General features: G+C 66.8%; 16 protein-coding genes and 2 pseudogenes. 4 read left to right on the forward strand and 14 right to left on the reverse strand.

The genetic code is table 11. The annotated features are described in order from the left end of the window. Window positions 1-376: 376 nt before the first annotated feature. The 5 genes from E4A48_RS18655 to E4A48_RS18680 form a co-directional block, all read right to left on the reverse strand. Window positions 377-892 carry a hypothetical protein gene (locus E4A48_RS18655; RefSeq protein ID WP_142742942.1) on the reverse strand — a complete coding sequence of 172 codons (516 nt, stop codon included), beginning with the start codon at window positions 890-892 and terminating at the stop codon, window positions 377-379. 68 nt (window positions 893-960) lie between these two features. Continuing rightward, window positions 961-1,242 (reverse strand): hypothetical protein, encoded by a 282-nt coding sequence (locus E4A48_RS18660; protein WP_142742943.1) that lies wholly within the window; start codon window positions 1,240-1,242, stop codon window positions 961-963. A 143-nt stretch (window positions 1,243-1,385) separates the two neighbouring features. Next, window positions 1,386-1,763 (reverse strand): SHOCT domain-containing protein, encoded by a 378-nt coding sequence (locus E4A48_RS18665; protein WP_142742944.1) that lies wholly within the window; start codon window positions 1,761-1,763, stop codon window positions 1,386-1,388. A 377-nt stretch (window positions 1,764-2,140) separates the two neighbouring features. After that, complete coding sequence (locus E4A48_RS18675; RefSeq protein WP_142742946.1) at window positions 2,141-2,476, reverse strand: hypothetical protein; 336 nt, start codon at window positions 2,474-2,476, stop codon at window positions 2,141-2,143. A 106-nt stretch (window positions 2,477-2,582) separates the two neighbouring features. Then, the gene (locus tag E4A48_RS18680) at window positions 2,583-2,945 is read right to left on the reverse strand and encodes a hypothetical protein (protein WP_142742947.1); all 363 of its coding nucleotides are present in this window, start codon (window positions 2,943-2,945) and stop codon (window positions 2,583-2,585) included. Window positions 2,946-3,114: 169 nt separating this feature from the next. On the opposite strand from E4A48_RS18680, the pseudogene E4A48_RS18685 reads away from it, so the two are divergent. Then, window positions 3,115-4,126: pseudogene (locus E4A48_RS18685) on the forward strand (integron integrase). A 146-nt stretch (window positions 4,127-4,272) separates the two neighbouring features. Here E4A48_RS18685 and ilvD read toward each other — a convergent pair. Further along, a complete protein-coding gene (gene ilvD / locus E4A48_RS18690; RefSeq protein ID WP_142742948.1) occupies window positions 4,273-6,111 on the reverse strand; it encodes a dihydroxy-acid dehydratase in 1,839 nt (612 codons plus the stop codon). Window positions 6,112-6,397: 286 nt separating this feature from the next. On the opposite strand from ilvD, the gene E4A48_RS18695 reads away from it, so the two are divergent. Together E4A48_RS18695 and E4A48_RS18700 are read left to right on the forward strand one after the other, a co-directional pair. Further along, a complete protein-coding gene (locus tag E4A48_RS18695; protein ID WP_142742949.1) occupies window positions 6,398-6,940 on the forward strand; it encodes a DUF1190 domain-containing protein in 543 nt (180 codons plus the stop codon). Between the two features lie 40 nt (window positions 6,941-6,980). Next, entirely contained in the window at window positions 6,981-8,162 is a 1,182-nt protein-coding gene (locus E4A48_RS18700) for a glutathionylspermidine synthase family protein (RefSeq protein ID WP_058196101.1), read from the forward strand. Window positions 8,163-8,266: 104 nt separating this feature from the next. Here the strand turns inward: E4A48_RS18700 and E4A48_RS18705 are convergent, their stop codons facing one another. The 8 genes and pseudogenes from E4A48_RS18705 to E4A48_RS18740 all read right to left on the reverse strand — a co-directional run. Then, window positions 8,267-9,565, reverse strand: a complete 1,299-nt coding sequence (locus E4A48_RS18705) for a DUF58 domain-containing protein (protein ID WP_058196100.1) — start codon at window positions 9,563-9,565, stop codon at window positions 8,267-8,269. A 163-nt stretch (window positions 9,566-9,728) separates the two neighbouring features. Then, window positions 9,729-10,721, reverse strand: coding sequence for an AAA family ATPase (locus E4A48_RS18710; RefSeq protein ID WP_142742950.1), 993 nt, complete (start codon window positions 10,719-10,721; stop codon window positions 9,729-9,731). Then, window positions 10,718-11,905, reverse strand: a complete 1,188-nt coding sequence (locus tag E4A48_RS18715; RefSeq protein ID WP_142742951.1) for a DUF4350 domain-containing protein — start codon at window positions 11,903-11,905, stop codon at window positions 10,718-10,720. The genes E4A48_RS18710 and E4A48_RS18715 overlap by 4 nt, the downstream gene beginning before the upstream one ends. Further along, entirely contained in the window at window positions 11,902-13,575 is a 1,674-nt protein-coding gene (locus E4A48_RS18720) for a DUF4129 domain-containing protein (RefSeq protein ID WP_142742952.1), read from the reverse strand. Before E4A48_RS18720 ends, E4A48_RS18715 begins: the two co-directional genes overlap by 4 nt. Further along, window positions 13,565-14,593 (reverse strand): stage II sporulation protein M, encoded by a 1,029-nt coding sequence (locus E4A48_RS18725; RefSeq protein ID WP_142742953.1) that lies wholly within the window; start codon window positions 14,591-14,593, stop codon window positions 13,565-13,567. The genes E4A48_RS18720 and E4A48_RS18725 overlap by 11 nt, the downstream gene beginning before the upstream one ends. Next, window positions 14,590-15,276: an RDD family protein gene (locus E4A48_RS18730; RefSeq protein ID WP_142742954.1), complete on the reverse strand. Its 687-nt coding sequence runs from the start codon at window positions 15,274-15,276 to the stop codon at window positions 14,590-14,592. Before E4A48_RS18730 ends, E4A48_RS18725 begins: the two co-directional genes overlap by 4 nt. A 225-nt stretch (window positions 15,277-15,501) precedes the next feature. Next, entirely contained in the window at window positions 15,502-16,362 is an 861-nt protein-coding gene (locus tag E4A48_RS18735) for a DUF2167 domain-containing protein (protein ID WP_409976352.1), read from the reverse strand. Then, window positions 16,332-16,602, reverse strand: a pseudogene (locus E4A48_RS18740) (gamma carbonic anhydrase family protein); the annotation flags it as partial. The pseudogene E4A48_RS18740 and the gene E4A48_RS18735, both read right to left, overlap by 31 nt. 260 nt (window positions 16,603-16,862) lie before the next feature. On the opposite strand from E4A48_RS18740, the gene E4A48_RS18745 reads away from it, so the two are divergent. Continuing rightward, window positions 16,863-18,161 (forward strand): MFS transporter, encoded by a 1,299-nt coding sequence (locus tag E4A48_RS18745; protein ID WP_039006297.1) that lies wholly within the window; start codon window positions 16,863-16,865, stop codon window positions 18,159-18,161. Window positions 18,162-18,188: the final 27 nt, after the last annotated feature.

Below are 18,188 nucleotides of genomic sequence, written 5' to 3' on the forward strand. Positions count from 1 at the left end.
GGCTAACGCCTGAATTAAGCCGACTTGCGAAGCAAGTTCTGCTTGAATGAATTGTTAGACCAGCGCCAAAGAACTCGCATTAGTCTGCTCGGCAATAGGTGCAAACCTTGAAAGCACCTTGCGGGAACTCTCGGTGAGCCAATGCCTCGGCAGATGCAACAGATCTGACAGAGAACCAACCGCCGTCGCGGCCAAGCGCCTCGACTGGCTTGAGCTCAGTGCCATGAGGTTTTGGAACGTATGGGCATGACTCATCGTGAAGTGTGGAAGAACGCAATGGCTTGTCGATGTTCAGCAGCATCTACGCTGATCTCCTACGCAGGTATAACGCCTGAATTAAGCCGACCCGCGAAGCGGGTTCGGCTTGAATGAATTGTTAGCCCTCATGCCGATGACCGTCACTCCAAAAAGTTTGGGCAAAACCGGCATCATCTGCGAGGAAGAGCCGAACTTTGCTAGTGAAGCGCCGACCGGACAGGTCTCTGTATTTGATTCTGACAGGAATTTTGGCGCCAGCGTGCCATGAATCTGACTGACCTAGATGCCAGAACCCATTTGAAGTTGATCGGCCATTTGCCAGTACGGGAATGTCGATGCCGGAGAAGAAGCACCGTTGAGCATCTTTAGGTATAGCGGTTTGTTGCAGGGCGGCCAGAACATCCGACTCTTTTGCGATGAGGCGGATGTCACGCGCAGGCCGATTGCCCGTGTTCTCAACGAGAAGGTTGAGCGCAATTCCGGCGCTACTTCCGCCCTGTGAAGTAACGCGAGCAGAGACAAGTGGTCGGTTCGCTTGGCGCCAAGAGTAGATGGCGAAAAACAGCGCCGCGAAAGCAATCGCCGCAGAGACGATGCCGAGTAAGCTGCTGCCAGAACCGACGATGATGTTCATGAGGGCTAATGCCTGAGTTAAGCCGCGCCGCGAAGCGGCGTCGGCTTGAACGAATAGTTAGGCGGCAACTACTGCTTGCCGAACGTGAAGATAAAGCGCTCTCCGCCGAGGTCGCCCTTGCCGGTACCACGTGTGCCTGTGGACACAAACGTGAAAGGCCCAGTACGACCATCGTCGCAGGAGAACACTCCCTCACCATCGCGTCGACTCACGTACACGAAATTGCCCTTGCAGGTAGCGCCCCGCGAGGTGACAAGCGTCATGTTGCCACCACCATCCATGTAGCCCGTTGCAGTCCCAGTGAATGTCTCACTTGAATTCATTACGTTGCCCCGCACCGGCAGCGTCATGCTGCAAGACGTCAGAACCATCGCAGCACTGATGGAAGCAGCGAGCTGTAGAGCCTTTTTCACAAGTTCCCCTTGATGTTTGATTTGCCGCCTAACGCCTGAATTAAGCCGACTGGCAAAGCTAGTTCGGCTTGAATGAATTGTTAGAACTTGGCCAAGATGTCCGCCTTTTTGCTGTTGAACTCCTCCGCCGTCAATAGGCCTTGGTCATGTAACTGCTTGAGTTGTGTGAGCTTGGCAGCAACAGACTCATTAGGCTCGGGTGCGGGCTGTGAAACAACTTGGACCTCTGGCGGTTTGGTGTTGCCGCCTAGAGTGGTGAAGGCCGCAGCAATGCTGCCGAGGAAGAAGCCGCTGAGTGCGCCCCAGAAACCAAATATAAAGTAGCCAATCGTACCGGCGATGAGACCCAATATGAAAGAAAGCACTGTATTGGATTGGTCTTTGGACTTGTCTCGCTGGCAGTACGGGCAAACTTGGCCGTTGAATGGAATATCCTTGCCGCATCCGGAACATCTCATAGGTCTCTCCCCCAAGTTCTAACGCTTGAATTAAGCCGACCCGCGAAGCGGGTTCGGCTTAAATGAATTTTTAGGTGCGCGCTGTAGCGAACACCCAGTGTAGTGACCGACACTGTCACCAAGAATGGCCATTAGTACCACAGTTGCGCTCAAGAGAATCCATGACCTCGTCTGCGGTGTACTGCTTTGCACGATATGCGTCAATGTTTGTCTGAACTATTGCACGACAATTCTTGGGCAGACCCCTCTCTCCGTAGATCGGCTTGGCATTCGGGTCGCCTTGGCAGGCGACGAGCGCTGTTGTTGCTACTATCAGGCTAAGTATGTAGCAAATTTTCATCGCACACCTAACGGTTGAATGGATTGTTAGTGCTCACCTAGGGTGCACTTTTATTTGGGTTGCACTGCTGCTGGGCTCCAATCTCCTCAAGCTGCGCGCCGCCAAGCCCTGTGCTTGCAACAACTTGGTCATTGCGGATCAAGAAATACGTGAGTTTAAAGCCAACGAAGGCGCCAAAGCTGTTCTTTGAATTGATACGAGCGCACACGGCGTAACCAAACTGCTTGTTGCCCCCAAGTCCTGACCAATCCTTACGAGGCTCAAAAAGATATTTGACGTCAGCCGAGTAGGGATCTTTGAGTGTCTGCGACAAATAGTCTTTAATCGTCGCATCGTAGTCGGTGGGCGCTGGACCGTAATTGGCGGAACTCATCTCTTGCTGTGTAGGTGTGCTAACACAGCCGCTCAAAGCTAATGCGAGAACAATACAAAAATACCTCATGTCGCCCCCTAATGTTTGATGTGAGCCCTAACTACTATTAGGCCGCGACCTCGCCAGTGGAAAGCAGATGCTCAAACTGCTCACGGGTGAGAACCGCAACGCCTTGCAACCTAGCCTTGGATAGCTTTGCTGGCCCAGCATTGTCTCCAGCACAGAGAAAAGCAAGACTCTTTGTTACCGAGGTAACAACCTCCAACTGCGACTCGCTCGCCAATACAATGAGTACTTCTTTGTCAGCGGCAGAGAACCCAGTGAAGCAAACCTGGATGAGCCGATCTTTGTGCGGCACCGCATTGGCATAGACCCAGTTCCAACCATCGACCTCTGTCATCACTGCGATTTTTTCAGCGCTGAACGGACTCTTGGCTTTTAAGATGCGTGCGAGCTTGTCTGTTGGCATAGCGGTTTAACTACCATTGGACCGCCTAAAAGCGCTGTTGCACCAAGTATCGACTAACGCCGGAGGTCTGGGAAGGGGGAATTCCTACTTCGTAACAATGACTTGCCGGATGGCAATCGACGGTCTTGGCGTCGATGCTGGTTGCGTTATCCGACGGTTGAGCAGGTGTATGCGTTACACCCGTGACGATGCAGGCGTAACGACGCGCCTGGCGCCCAAGCTACTGGATCAGGTCCGTGGTCGGCTGCGGCTTCGCCACTACAGCCTACGCACCGAGCAGGCGTATGTGGGCTGGATACGGCGCTTCATTTTGGCTAATGGCAAGCGGCATCCGGTGCAGATGGGGCGGGCAGAGGTCGAGGCGCTGCTGACCGAACTGGCGACGCGTGGCCAGGTGTCGGCCGGAACGCAGAATCAGGCGCTGGCGGCGCTGCTGTTCCTTTATCGCGATGTTCTGGGCGTGGAGTTGCCCTGGATGGAGCATCTGGTGCGCGCCAAGCGGCCGCGGCGGATTCCGGTGGTGCTCTCGGCCGAGGAGGTCGCGCGCTTGCTGACGATGCTGGAGGGATCCTGTCGGCTGATGGCGGGGCTGCTGTACGGCAGCGGGATGCGGTTGCTGGAATGCCTGCGGTTGCGGATCAAGGGTGTGGACATGGTTCGCGGCGAGATCGTGGTGCGCGACGATAACGGCGGCAAGGATCGGCGGGTGCCGCTGCCGCAGCCTGCGCGGAGAATTGATGCACCAACGCGCGCGGGCGCTGCTGCTCCACGCCGCGGATCTTGCCGAGGGGGCAGGAAGGGTATTCCTGCCACATGCGTTGGCGCGCAAGTATCCCAATCCCGATGTCGCGCCCGGTTGGCAGTATCTGTTCCCCGCCGCGCGTCGATCGGTGGATCCGCGTAGTGGCCGAGTGGGCCGGCATCACGTGTCGGAGGAAACGCTGCAGCGCACGGTGCAGGCGGCACGGCGCCGTGCAGGCATCGCCAAGCCGGCGACCTGCCACACCTTGCGGCATGCCTTCGCCACGCACCTGCTGGAAGCCGGCCACGAGATCCGCACCGTGCAGGAGCTGCTGGGCTACAAGGAGGTGGCCACCACGCAGATCCACACGCCTGTGCTGGGGCGCAGGGCGTCTGCGGTGCGCAGTCCGTTGGATGGGCTGGGCGTCGGCGGTGAGTGACGTGCCGCCAAGAACAGCAACCCAGCTGTGGGCGTGTGTGGTCACGCGTCGGGATTGATGGCCCGAGGCCACCCAGAGTCCCTCCCACAGTGCAATGCCGGGATGCCATGGAGACCGTGGGAGTCCACGGTCTCCATGGCAACGCCTCAACCGTCCAGCATCGCCTTGTCGCGTACCGCGCCCTTGTCGGCGCTGGTCGCCAGCAGCGCGTACGCCTTCAGCGCGGTGGTGACCTTGCGCGGGCGTACTTCCACCGGTTTCCAGCCTTGCGCGTCCTGGGCGGCGCGGCGGGCGGCCAGTTCGGTGTCGTCGACCAGCAGGTCGATGCGGCGGTTGGGGATGTCGATCAGGATCCGGTCGCCGTCGCGGACCAGGCCGATGGCGCCGCCGGCCGCCGCTTCCGGGGAGGCGTGGCCGATCGACAGGCCGGAGGTGCCGCCGGAGAAGCGGCCGTCGGTGAGCAGGGCGCATTGCTTGCCCAGGCCCTTGGACTTGAGATACGAGGTGGGGTAGAGCATCTCCTGCATGCCGGGGCCGCCCTTGGGGCCTTCGTAGCGGATTACCACCACGTCGCCGGCCTGCACTTCGTCGGCGAGGATGCCCTTGACCGCCGAGTCCTGGCTCTCGAATACCTTGGCGTTGCCTTCGAACACGTGGATCGATTCGTCCACGCCGGCTGTCTTGACCACGCAGCCGTCGAGGGCGATGTTGCCGTACAGCACCGCCAGTCCGCCTTCCTGCGAGTAGGCATGGGCGACGTCGCGGATGCAGCCCGCTTCACGGTCGGCGTCCAGCGTCGGCCAGCGCGTGGCCTGGCTGAAGGCGATCTGGGTGGGGATGCCGGCCGGGCCGGCCTTGTAGAAGGTGTGCACGGCCTCGGCGTCGGTCTGGGTGATGTCCCATTGCGCGATGGCGTCGGCGAGGGTGCGGCTATGCACGGTGGGCTGGTCGGTATGCAGCAGGCCGCCGCGCGCCAGCTCGCCGAGGATGGCGAGGATGCCGCCGGCGCGGTGTACGTCTTCGATGTGGTACTTCTGGATGTTCGGCGCGACCTTGCACAGCTGCGGCACATGCCGCGACAGGCGGTCGATGTCGCGCAGGGTGAACGGCACTTCGCCTTCCTGCGCGGCGGCGAGCAGGTGCAGGATGGTGTTGGTGGAGCCGCCCATCGCGATGTCCAGGGTCATCGCGTTCTCGAACGCTTTGAACGTGGCGATGCCGCGCGGCAGCGCGGTGGGATCTTCGGCGCCGTACCAGCGGTGGCATAGCTCGACCGCGGTGCGTCCGGCCTTCAGGAACAGCTGCTCGCGGTCGGCATGGGTGGCGACCACGGTGCCGTTGCCGGGCAGGGCCAGCCCCAGCGCTTCGGTCAGGCAGTTCATCGAGTTGGCGGTGAACATGCCCGAGCACGAGCCGCAGGTGGGGCAGGCGCTGCGTTCGAAGGCGGCGACCTTTTCGTCGGAGGCGGTGGGATCGGCGGCGATCACCATCGCGTCGATCAGGTCCAGGTTGTGGTCGGCGAGCTTGGTCTTGCCCGCTTCCATCGGCCCGCCGGACACGAATACGGTGGGGATGTTGAGGCGCAAGGCGGCCATCAGCATGCCGGGGGTGATCTTGTCGCAGTTGGAGATGCACACCAGCGCGTCGGCGCAGTGCGCGTTGACCATGTACTCCACCGAGTCGGCGATGATCTCGCGGCTGGGCAGCGAATACAGCATGCCGTCGTGGCCCATGGCGATGCCGTCGTCCACGGCGATGGTGTCGAATTCCTTGGCCACGCCGCCGACGCGCTCGATCTCGCGCGCGACCAGCTGGCCGAGATCCTTCAGGTGCACGTGGCCAGGCACGAACTGGGTGAAGGAGTTGGCAATGGCGATGATCGGCTTGTGGAAGTCGGCGTCCTGCATGCCGGTGGCGCGCCACAGCGCGCGCGCGCCGGCCATGTTGCGGCCGTGGGTGGAGGTCTTGGAGCGATAGTCGGGCATGGGGGTGTCGTGCGGTTGGAAGGCGGGCGGCCCGGCGGGCCGCAAAGGGTTGCATTAGCAACCGTTTTGCGCGCCACACAGGGCCATCCGCCACGGTATCACGCGGTCTGCGCGCTTGCCCTTGCCGACGATGAACCGGCGCCTGACGTGGAGCGCATGGACGCCGCCGCGCTACGCGATCCGGCGACCGGGGGCTGCGGATGCATGGGCCTGCGCAATGCCGGCAATTTCCGTCTCCGCACGGAACCAGGCATCATCGGGTTCTGTGCTCCGGCAGGGGGAACCGATGAAGCGATCCAAGAAAGCCGCGCTGTTGCTGATGGGCACCGCGCCGCTGCTGTTCACCGCCTGCGCGCCTGAAGCCAAGCCCCAGGAGGGGCTGTACACCTCGGTGGAAGCCTGCGCAGCGCAGACCCACGACATCGGCACCTGCCGCGAGGCGTTCAAGCAGGCGCAGCAGCAGGCGGCCGCCCAGGGACCCAAATACGCCAGCCGCGAACAGTGCGCGCAGGAGTATTCGGCCGAGCGCTGCGTGGAGCAGCGTGACAGTCAGGGGCACTCGTTCATCGGGCCGCTGATGACCGGCGTCTTCCTGTCGCAGATGCTCAACGGCAACCGCATGTCCGGCCTCAACGCCGCGCCCGCGTACCAGGACCGACAGAGCCAGTGGCAGCGTCCGGCAACCGGTGCCGGCCACGGCGCTGCGGCCAGCAGCCTGCACGGCAACCGGACCATGACCCATATCGGCGCAACGCCGCACCGGGCGGTCACCGTCAGCCGCGGCGGTTTCGGCAGCTCCAGCGGCGCGCGCGGCAGCGTCGGCGGCTGACCGCCGCGCCTCTCTACGCCCCATCAACCAAGGCAAGCACATGCAACGCATCGCAATCGTCGAACGCGGCGACTGGCGCGCGCAGGCCGCCGAGTGCGGCTTCCGCTTCCACACCATCGGTGGCGAACGCTACTGGGACGAACGCGCCTATTACGCTTTCAGCCTGCGCCAGATCGAACACGATCTGGAGGATCCCAGCGCCGAGCTGCACCAGATGGCGATGGGGCTGGTGGACGAGGTCGTCGCCAGCGAGGAGTTGATGCAGCGCCTGGCGATTGCGCCGGCGTTCCGCGACTGGATCGCCGAGAGCTGGCGGCGCCGCGATCCGCATCTGTACGGGCGCCTGGACCTGGCCTACAACGGCAGCGGCCCGGCCAAGCTGTACGAACTGAACTACGACACGCCGACCTCGTTGTTCGAATCGGCGTTCTTCCAGTGGCAGTGGCTGGAAGACCAGCGCGCGCAGGGGCGCCTGGCGCACGACGCCGACCAGTTCAATTCGATCCACGAGACGCTGGTGGAGCGCTTCGCCGAACTGGCGGCGCAGTTGCCGCCGCCGCTATCCTTCGCCGCGGTGCGCGATTCGGAGGAAGACCAGGGCACGGTCGCCTATCTGCGCGATTGCGCGGCGCAGGCCGGGCTGTTCGGCGATGCGATCGCGATCGAGGACATCGGCCTGTCCGAGGACGGGCGCTATACGGATCTGGACGACGTGGTGATCGGCGCCTTGTTCAAGCTGTATCCGCTGGAAGACCTGTTCGCCGAACGTTTCGGCCAGGCCCTGCCGGGGTCGGGCCTGCGCTTGCTGGAGCCGCCGTGGAAGGCGGTGCTGAGCAACAAGGGCATCCTGCCGCTGCTGTGGTCGCGCCATCGCGGCCATCCCAATCTGCTGCCGGCCGCGTTCGACGATGGCGCCGCGCTGCCGCCGGGCTGGGTACGCAAACCGCTGCATTCGCGCGAAGGCGCCAACATCTCCCTGCATCTGGCCGACGGGCGCATGCTGCAGAGCGACGGTCCGTACCAGGGGCCGTGCATCGTGCAGCAGGCGCATCCGCTGCCGGCGTTCGACGGCCGCTATCCGATGGTCGGCAGCTGGATCGTCGGCGATACCGCGTGCGGCATCGGCATCCGCGAGGACGACGGCCCGATCACCCGCGACAGTGCGCGCTTCGTGCCGCATGCGATTGTCGAAGCGGGGCGGCCTGGGGTGCTGTATGCCTGAGCGTCTCCACCCAGGCGCTTGGCCATCCATCACCATGCGGTCGCGCGACGATGACTGGAACCGAGGCCCGCGCGCGGGCGCTGCGGACCGAAACAGACGTGCCGCTACAACAACCCGTCGCGCTTGACCGCAAGATAGCGTTCCACCAGCGCGCCCGGCAGCTCTTCGCCGGTGACGTCGAGCACCATCACGCCGTGGCTGCGCAGCGCGTCGTGGGCGTCGCCGCGCTGCTGCAGATAGCGCGCCACCGCGCCGGCCTGCACCGCCTGCTGCAGGTCGTGCACGTCCTGCGCCAGCGCCTCATCCAGCGCGCGTTCGCGCAGGCTGGCCACGCACACCAGGTGGCGGCGCTGCAGCAGCCGCACCGCGGCGAGCAGGTCTTCGATGTCCTCGTCGCGCACGTTGCTGACCAGCATCACCAGCGAACGCCGGCGCTGGCGCAGCGACAGGTCGGTGGCCGCGGCCAGGTAATCGGTGGCCACCGCCTGCGGCTGCAGGTCGTAGCTGGCGCGCAGCAGCGTATCGACCGTGCCCATGCCGCGCTGCGGCGCGACCCAGCGCGCGTCGCCGCCGCTGGCCATCAGGCCGACCGCATCGCCCTGGCGCAGCGCCAGGTACGACACCACCAGTGCGGCATTGAGCACGTGGTCGAAATGCGACAGGCCGCTCTCGCTGGCCATCATCCGCCGCCCGGTGTCGATCAGCATCAGCAGCTGCTGGTTCTTCTCGTCCTGGTATTCGCGCGAGATCAGCTTGCGCGCGCGCGAGGTGGCCTTCCAGTCGATCTGGCGCAGGCTGTCGCCGACCCGGTATTCGCGCATCTGGTGGAAGTCGGTGCCTTCGCCGCGGCGCCGCTTCAGGTGCGCGCCGACCAGCCGCGAGGCCTGTTCGGCGCTGAACAGGGCGAAGCGGGTCAGTGGCGCGAAGTTCGGATACACGCGCACGGTCTGCGCCGCGCCGGCCACGCGCCGCTGCCGCCACAGGCGCCAGGCCGAGTGCAGGCGCAGGTGCGTGCCGGGAAAGTCGAAACGGCCGCGCGCGGTCGGGCGCAGCCGGTAGCTGAGGCGGGTTTCGCTGGCCGCGGGCAGGGTCACGCGGCGCGGCAGGCCCTGCATCCACCAGCCGCTGGGCACCAGATCGAACACGTCCAGCGTCTGCCGCCGCGCGCTGTCGATGCGCAGCCCGGCCTCGCGCTCCACGCCCAGCGGCAAGGCTTCGGGCAATTCGCGGCGCAGCTGCGGGGTGGGGCTGCGCCACAGCCGCCACGCATCGAACGCGGCGACCACCGCGATCGCCGCCCCCAACGCCTGCCACGGCCACAGCGGCAGCAACTCCAGCGCCGTGGCCAGGCCGCACAGCGCCCACAGGCCGAGCAGGGCTAGCAGGGGCGGGGCGGGTCTCATGGGGGGCTTGGGACCAGGGACCGGGGACCGGGGACCCGGGTGCGGTCATGTGGGCGGCGAGTCGGGCTACGGCCGTTGTCGGCCACGGTCCATGCACGCGCAGCGCCGACGCCGCGCTCGTCCGGGTCCCCGGTCCCAGGTCCCCGGTCCCGCTTCCCGAGCTTCATTTGCGCGGCGCCTCCACCTTCGCCAGCAGCGCGCCCAGCGCGTCGTCGGCGCTCTGGCCTTCGATCTGCAGTTCCGGTGCCAGCGCGATGCGGTGGCGCAGCGCCGGCTTGGCGATGTCGCGGATGTCGTCGGGGGTGACGAAGTCGCGGCCGCACAGCACCGCCTGCGCGCGCGCGGCGCGGATCAGGGCGATGCTGCCGCGCGGGCCGGCGCCGAGCGCGATGCCCGGCCAGCTGCGGGTGGCGGCGACGATGCGTACCGCGTAGTCGATCACCTGCGGGTCCACCGCGATCGCCGCGGTGCCCAGCTGCATCGCCACCACATCGGCGGCGCTGAGCACGCGCGGCACCTGCGACAGGTCGAAGTCGCCGGCACTGCGCCCGGTGGTGACCGCTTCCACCATCCGCTTCTCGTCTTCCAGCTGCGGGTAGTCGATCAGGATCTTCAGCAGGAAACGGTCCAGCTGCGCTTCCGGCAGCGGATAGGTGCCTTCCTGCTCGACCGGGTTCTGCGTGGCCAGGGCCAGGAATGGCGGCGCCAGCGGGAAGGCTTTGCCCTCGATGGTGACCTGGCCTTCCTGCATCACTTCCAGCAGCGCCGACTGGGTCTTGGCCGGGGCGCGGTTGATCTCGTCGGCCAGCAGCAGGTGGGTGAACACCGGGCCGCGGCGGATCTTGAAGCTCTCGGTCTTGGGGTCGTACACGGCGTGGCCGCTGACGTCGCTGGGCATCAGGTCGGGGGTGAACTGCACGCGTGCGTAGTTCAGCTCCAGCGCCTGCGCCAGCGCGCGCACCAGCAGGGTCTTGCCCAGCCCGGGCACGCCTTCGATCAACACATGGCCGCCGGCCAGCAGTGCGATCAGGATCTGCTCGAGCACTTGCGGCTGGCCGATGAAGGCCTGCCCGACCGCAGCGCGGATCGCCTCGACGCGTTCGATCAAGGCGGGGCCGGTGAGGGGGGCAATGGAGTCGGCGGGGGTGGTGGTCATAACTGGTTTCTCATCTGCACGAGGAGGCGAATGCGATCGCGGAAGGCGAGATGTTGCTTGGGCGCTGGCGCCTGCAGCGCCTGTTCGACCTGCGCCGCCGGCAGGTTCAGGCGTTCGGCGATGGCCGCGGCCTGGGCCGGACCCTGCAGCGCCGCGGCGAGCGGTGCGCGGCGCCGCAGCCGGGTCAGGAATGCCTGGCGCATCGCCGCGTACAGCAGCGCGGCCTTGCCGTAGCGGAACAGGTGCTCGCCGCTGGCGCGCACGTGTTCCAGCAGCGAGCGGCGGTCGCCGGCCGGCGCGGCCTGCAGCGGGCCGAAGCGCTGCATGCGCGACCACAGCCAGGCCAGCAGCATCAGCAGTGCCGGCAGCCAGGCCGGCCAGCCGCGGGTGAACAGCGTGTACCACAGCGACGGCAGCTCGGCGGAGTAGATCAGGTACACGGTGCCGTGGCCGTAGTTGGGCGCCAGGATCTGCCGCGCCAGCAGGCGGTGCGGCACGTCGCGCAGGCCGCCGCTCGGCGCGGCGGGCGCGGCCTCCGGTGTGTCGTCGCGCAAGGGAGTGCCGCCGTTGCTGCCGTTCTGCAGGAAGTCCATTTGCGCCAGCAGGTCCACGGTGCCGTCGCCGTATGGAAGGCGCGCGTAGGCGTAGTCCGCGTCGCTGCCCCACAGGTTGCTGGCCGCATCCTCGTCGATCTGGAAACGCCGGCCATTGCAGAACTCGCTGTGCTTGGGCTGTCCGGGAATGGCCAGTGTCAGGCAGTGCTCCGGCTTGCCGTCCTCCAGCGTGACATCGAGCGCATCGAAGATCGGCAGCTTGGCCGTGGCGCCGTCCTCGTCGGCCGCCGGTGTGCGCAGGATCAGGTGGCCGCCGCGCTCGACCCAGGCCAGCAGCGCCTCGCTGTCGGGCTTGCTCAGCGCGCGCGGGTCGCCGAACAGCAGCACGCTGTCGTGCGGCTGCAGGCGCATCGCCGCCAGGTCCAGGCGCTGCCGCGATTCGGCGCGCACGCCGTCGGCGCGCAGGGTCTGGCGCAATGCATACAGCGGGTTGTAAGCGGCCTCGCCGCGCGGCGGCAGCGCCAGCTCGCGCTCGGCGCGTTCGTAGCGGCCCAGGAACCAGGCCACCAGCACGCTGGTCAGCAACAGCCCGAGCAGGAAGATCAGCGCATTGCGGGTGCCGCTGTTCATGCGCGCCACCGGTACTGCTGCTGCAGCTCTTCGAGCAGAGCGTCGAAGGCGGCGGCGTCGGGCAGGCGTGCGGCGTAGGCAGCGTATTGCCAGGTGCGCACCATGCGCGCGAACAGGTCGCGGTCGGTGTCGTCCGGCAGGCGCCTGGAGGCGCGCAGGCATTGCGCTTCGGTGGCGCCCGGCGGCAGCGCCAGGTTGGCCCGTTCGCACACGGTCGCCACGCTGGCGCGGTACAGCAGCGCCAGCGCGTCGCGCTGCTTGCCCTCGCGCCATAGCCGGCGTGCGCTGGTGGCGACGTCGTCCGGCATCGGCTCGGCGCTCAGCACCGGCGCATGCGCCAGCGGCGTCTCGACCGCGGCACGCTTGCGCCCGCTGCCGCGCATCCATGGTAGCCAGTGCTTGGCGGTCAGCAGCAGGACCAGCACCAGCATGCCGGCCAGCAACCACATGCCCCATTCGCCGACGAACGCGAACACGGCCGCCACGCTCGCCAGCAAGCCCCTGCCGAAGCGTGGATCGATCTTGCTCTGATCGGGTTTCTTTTCCTCGTTTTCGCTGCGGTCGCGCTTCTTCCAGTAACCGATGCTGCGCTTGCCCGACAGCAGCGGATCTTGGTAGGCGCGGTCGGCGGCGCGGTCGAAGCGCGTGTCGGCAGCGGGCACGGTGTCGAAGACGTCGTCGAGCGCGACCGGCTCGGGCGCGTCGTCCGCGCTTTTTTCCTGTGCTTTCGCCGGGTCCTTGATGTCGCCGTCGTCGCCGGCGGTTTCCTGCGCCGGTTGCGGCGCCGGGGCGGGGCGCGCCTGCGGCTCGGCCGCGACGGCGGGGTCGCCGGCGCCCGGCGCTGCGGTTTGTGCGCGCAGCGCCGCGCCGGGCGCGCCGAGCAGGGCCAGCGCCAGCAGCAGCGGCGCGGCGTCGCCCAGCCGCTCGCGCAGCCGGCGCAGCGCCATTTCCACGTCCCAGGCTTCGATCTCGGTGCGCCGGTTGAGGTACAGGCCGAAGCCGGCACCGACGAAGAACGGTTCGATCAGCGTCATCGCCAGCCAGCCGAAGACATTCAGGCCGATGTCGGCCCAGGCCGGGTTCTCCTCGCCGACCAGCGCCCACGCCGCGCGCACCGTCTCCGGCAGCAGCTCCACCGGCACGAACATCAAAATCGCCGCGATGCAGGCCAGGCACAGCATCGCCTCGAAGTGCCAGCACACGCTGGCCAGCAGCAGCGCATGTCCGTACACCGCGCCGCCCAGGCTGCGGCGGCGCTGCCGCTGCTGCTCGGCGCTGGCCCCTTCCAGCAATTCCAGCGGCATGAACACCGTGCGCGCCGGACTCAGCCGGCGCCAGGTCAGGTAGCCGAACAGCGTGCTCCAGCCCCAGCTCCATTGCGCGCGCAGGGTGTCGCGCACGCGTGGCACGTCGCCGAACACGCCGCGCGAGATCACGAACAGCGGGATCCGGTCCAGCACCGGTTTCAGCCACCACAACAGCAGCCCGGCCAGCCAGATCCGGTCGATCGCCCAGGCGCCGAGATTCAGCAGCGCGAACAGCGGCACGCTGATCAGCAGCCACGGTTTCCAGATCGCGCCGGCATGACGGCGCACCAGCGCGCTGCCCAGCTCCATCGCCTCCCAGGCCGAGCGTGCGCGCAGCACCACGTCCAGGCGCTCAATCCGCATCGCCGGCCTCCGCCATGCCGCGTCCGCCGCGCCACAGCCAGACCAGCACCAGCGTCCATAGCAGCCCGGACACGGTGTACTTCACTGCCGCCGGCAGCGTGCCGATCGAGGACCAGAACGCCTCGATGAAGGCGGCGACCAGCAGCATGAATGCCACGCCCAGGCACAGTTTGGCGCCGATGGTGCCGCCTTCGACCAGCGCATCGATGCGCCGGCGCCGGCCCGGCGCCAGCAGCTTCAAGCCCAGTTGCAGGCCGGCGCCGCCGGCGATCACGATCGCGGTCAGTTCGAACGGCGCATGCCCGGCGACGAAGCGCCAGAACGTCACCCCGTAACCGATCTGATGCAGGTGCCCGGCCACCGCGCCGATGGTGACGCCGTTGAACAGCAGCACCAGCACCGTGCCGAGCCCGGCCAGCAGGCCGCTGGCGAAGGTGCGCAGGCAGATGCTGATGTTGTTCATGATGTACACGCCGAACATGTGCCAGTCGTCGCCGCTGCTGCTGCGGCCGAGCTTGTGTGCGGCCGTGGCCGGGTCGTACATCGCCTCCATCTGCGCGATCTGCATGGGATCCATCAAGCCGTGGATCAGTTCCGGCCGGTATTGCAGCAGCACGAAGAGGGTGACCAGCGGCGCCATGAACAGCGCGGCGGCCGCGGCCATGCAGCCGGCCTGGCTGCGTACCAGCTGTGGGAAATCGGCGAACAGGAACTCGGCCGCGCGCCGCCAGCGCGGCCGCGGCGGCCGGTATAGTTCGGTGTGGCCCTGTTGCATCAGTTGCTGCAGGCGCGCGGTGACCAGCGGGCTGTAGCCGCGCTTGCGGGCCAGCGCCAGCTGCTGGCACAGGCGCCGGTAGCGGGCCGGCATGTCTTCGTCGGCCAGGCGCCATGCGTGCGCGGCGCTGTCGGGCGCGCTCGCGTCCGCGCTCGCAGGGCGCTTGCGGCCGTGCGTGTGCAGCCAGGTCTCGAAGGCCTCCCACTCGTGCTGGTGGCGGGCGATGAACTGCTCCTGCCTCATCGCCGCCCCAACAGCCAGTTGGCCATCGCATACAGCCGCAGCACGCCGGCCTGGCCGGGTGTCTGCGTCAATGGCAGCGCCAGCGTGGCCAGTTCCAGCTGCCGCGCCGGGGCCAGCCGCGGCGCGCGTTCGGCGAAGGCGATCAACGCCGCCTGCTCGGCCGGCAACAGGCGGCACGGCGGCGCCACGGCGCTGGCGATCGGCGGCGCCGCCGCCGCGTGGCGCGGCGCCTGGTGGATCACCAGGGTGCCGGCGACCATGTCGCCCAGGCGCCGCGCATGCGCGTCGAACAGGCAGGCGATCAGGCCAATGGCGTAGCCGAACGGCAGCATGTCCACGGTGCGCAGCAGGTTGCGGGTGATCGCCGCCATCCACCCGGCCGGGGCGCCGTCGCGCGCGACCACGCGCAGGCCCAGCGCCTTCTTGCCCAGGGTCTGCCCGAACCAACCTTCGAGCACGATCGGGTAGGCCCAGAACACCAGGAACATCGCCACCAGATACAGGCCCTGGCCGAAGCCGCCGAGCGCGCCGAGCAGCATGCCCATCGCGGTCAGCACGGCGAAGCGCACCGCCAGGTCGATCAGCCAGGCCAGCGCGCGCGGCACCGCGCCGGCGGCCGGCAACTGCAACGGCACGCCTTCGGGCGTGATCACTTCACGGTAGGTGTCGAGCATGCCGCTCATCGCCGGGTTGCGGCGCGGCGCGCCTGCGCGCCTGCGATGTAGGGAAACCGTCCTTGCGTCCGGCCGGCGGCCTGTGGCGGCATGCGTGATCTCGACTGCGTCCTGCTCCGAACCGCGACTGTAGCCGGCGCGGCGCCAATTGCCCAGCCGGTGCCGTGGTTGGCGCCGCAGGGGCTTCACGCGATGACGACGACGATGGCACGACACGCGCGCCGCGTGGGCCGCTCAACGCACCGTGCCGCCGTCGCGCTTGCGCCCGGAGAACAGCTTGCCGATCCCGCTGGCCAGCGCCATCACCCCTAGCGCCAGCAGCTTCCAGGCCTTGGCCAGCACCAGGCCGAGCTTGGCGAACAGGCCGGCCTTGGCCGCCAGGCCGCCGCCGATCAAGGTCGCCAGGCCATAGCTGGCGATCTTGTCGGTGGACGGGTTGTGGTCGGCATAGCGCGCGCCGCTGTCGAATTCGGCCATCGGCAGCAGCTGCTGCATGCCTGCGCGCACTCGCGGCAGTGCGTCCATGCCGGTGATGGCGTTGAGGCTCAGGTAGCCGTGGCGGCCGAGCACGCGGATGTCGTAGTTGAGGGTGTGGCCTGGGTTGCCCTGAAACGCCAGCTCGCGTGCCCAGTACAGCTTCTTGGTCGCGGCGTCGTAGCGCGGCGGCACCGCCCAGCCGACCAGCTCCACGCTTTCGTAGCCGGCTTCCTTGCGCGGCGTGTTCTCCTCGCGGGTCTCCTTCTGCTTGTCCGCGAGCATGTCCTTGTAATCGATGTTGCTGGCGTCCTCGTCGGACACGTAGCCGTCATCGGCATAGGTGACCACCACCGCCCAGCTGCCCTTTTCGTCCAGCGCAGGCTGGCGCGGCACGATCATGCCCAGCACGCTGTCGTCGGGCGGGTTGCCCCAGTAAGATTCCAGGACCTGGCGCGCGTCGTCCTTGCCCAGATAGCGGAAGTCGTGGTTCAGGTCGAAATGCACCTTGGCCTGCGGCACTTCGATGTGCCCGTCCTGGAAATGCAGCGAGGCGACGAACTGCTCGGCGCTCATGCCGTCCTTGCCGTGCGCTTCTCCTCGCGCTCGCCCACGAGGCATGCGCCCATGCCGATCAGGCACAGGTCCTCGATGGTGCAGGCGTGGAGAATGGTGCCGTCCTGGATGTTGCTGCGCGCGCCGATGCGCACGTGGTTGACGTCGCCGCGGATCACCGCGCCCGGCCACACCGACACGTCCTCGTCCAGTACCACGTCGCCGATTAATCGTGCAGGCCGGATCCACGTAGGCGCGTGCGCCGAGTTGGGGTGACTTGTCGAGGAATGGGCGGATCGGGGCTATGGCGGTCCGCGACGATGGCGGTCAAGGGCCGTCGCGGCAGGCGATGCTAGCCTGCGTGCCGATCCGGCCGCTGCCGAGCAGGCACGCGCAGGCAGATGCCAGCGTACCGATGCGGAGCGTGGGCATGCGCGTTTTTCTCGCGCATCGGGGTGGGTCACGCGATACGTCTACGGTAAATGCAAAGCAGTGCATTGCATCGGGTCAGGCAGGCGCGGTAGCGTCCGGCCACTGTCTTTCCCCTTTCATGCAGGAATTTCGTCATGCCGCATGCTGCTGTACCAGGCTCCCTCATGCAGGACCGCATGGGTGGCTTCCAATGGATGGCCGTCGGGATTTGCGTGGTGTTGACCATGCTCGACGGCTTCGACGTGATGGTGATGGCATTCACTGCATCGCACGTGTCCGACGAGTGGCAGTTGTCCGGCAAGCTCCTGGGCGGGTTGCTCAGTGCCGGTTTGATCGGCATGGCGGTGGGCTCGTTGTGTGTGGCGCCCCTGGCCGATCGTTGGGGGCGGCGGCGCCTGATCCTGGGTTGCCTGGCGATTCTCACCGTGGCCATGGGAGCCTCGGCGATGGCGCAGAATGTGCAGCAGCTTTGGATCTCGCGGGCGTTCACCGGCCTCGGCATCGGCGCGATGTTTCCCAGCATCGGGGCGATCACCGCCGAATACGCCAGCGCCAGGTGGCGCAGCGCGGCGGTGGTGCTGCAGACCACCGGCTATCCGATCGGCGCCGCGCTCGGCGGCGTGATCGCCGGCTTGCTACTCGAGCGCTGGCACCTGCACTGGCACGCGGTATTTCTGTTCGGTGCGGGGTGTTCGCTGCTGTGCATGCCGCTGGTGCTGGCGTGTTTGCCCGAGTCGCTGGATTTCCTGGTCAGCCAGCGCCCGAGCAACGCGCTGGCCCAGCTCAACGCGACGTTGCTGCGCATGCGGCATGCGCCCTTACCGGAGTTGCCGCCGCGCGATGCCGTTCCACGCCAGGGTTATGCCGTGCTGTTCGTCGGTGCGATGCGCCGACGTTCGCTGTTGCTCGCACTGGCGTTCTTCTTGCACATGTTCGCATTCTTTTTTGTCCTGAGTTGGACACCCAAGTTACTGATCGCGGCCGGTATGTCGGCGCAGCAGGGGATCACCGGCGGGACCTTGCTCAACCTGGGCGGTATCGTCGGTGGCGGTGTGTTCAGTTGGCTGGCGGTGCGCTGGTCCTTGCGTTGGTCGACGCTGGCGATGTTCCTGCTGGGGGCGTTGGCGATGCTGGCTTTCAGCGCTTACAGCACGCACCTTGCGTCGGCCTTCGCGATTGCCCTGGTCATCGGTGCTGCGGTGTTCGCGGCGATGTCCGGGCTTTACGCGACCGCACCGGTGGTATTCGATGCGTCGATCCGCAGCACCGGCCTGGGCTGGGCGATCGGCATCGGCCGCATCGGCGCGATCCTGTCGCCACCGACAGTGGGGTGGCTGCTGGACGGCGGCTGGTCGCCCCAGCACCTGTATCTGCTGTGCACGGTGCCGTTGCTCCTGGCGGCGGTAGCGCTGCTGGCCCTGCGCACGCGTTGAGCCGCGCGCTGCGCGCCGCGCATGGGG

Source organism: Xanthomonas translucens pv. cerealis, from assembly GCF_006838285.1.
In the GTDB taxonomy this organism is placed as follows: Bacteria; Pseudomonadota; Gammaproteobacteria; order Xanthomonadales; family Xanthomonadaceae; genus Xanthomonas_A; species Xanthomonas_A cerealis.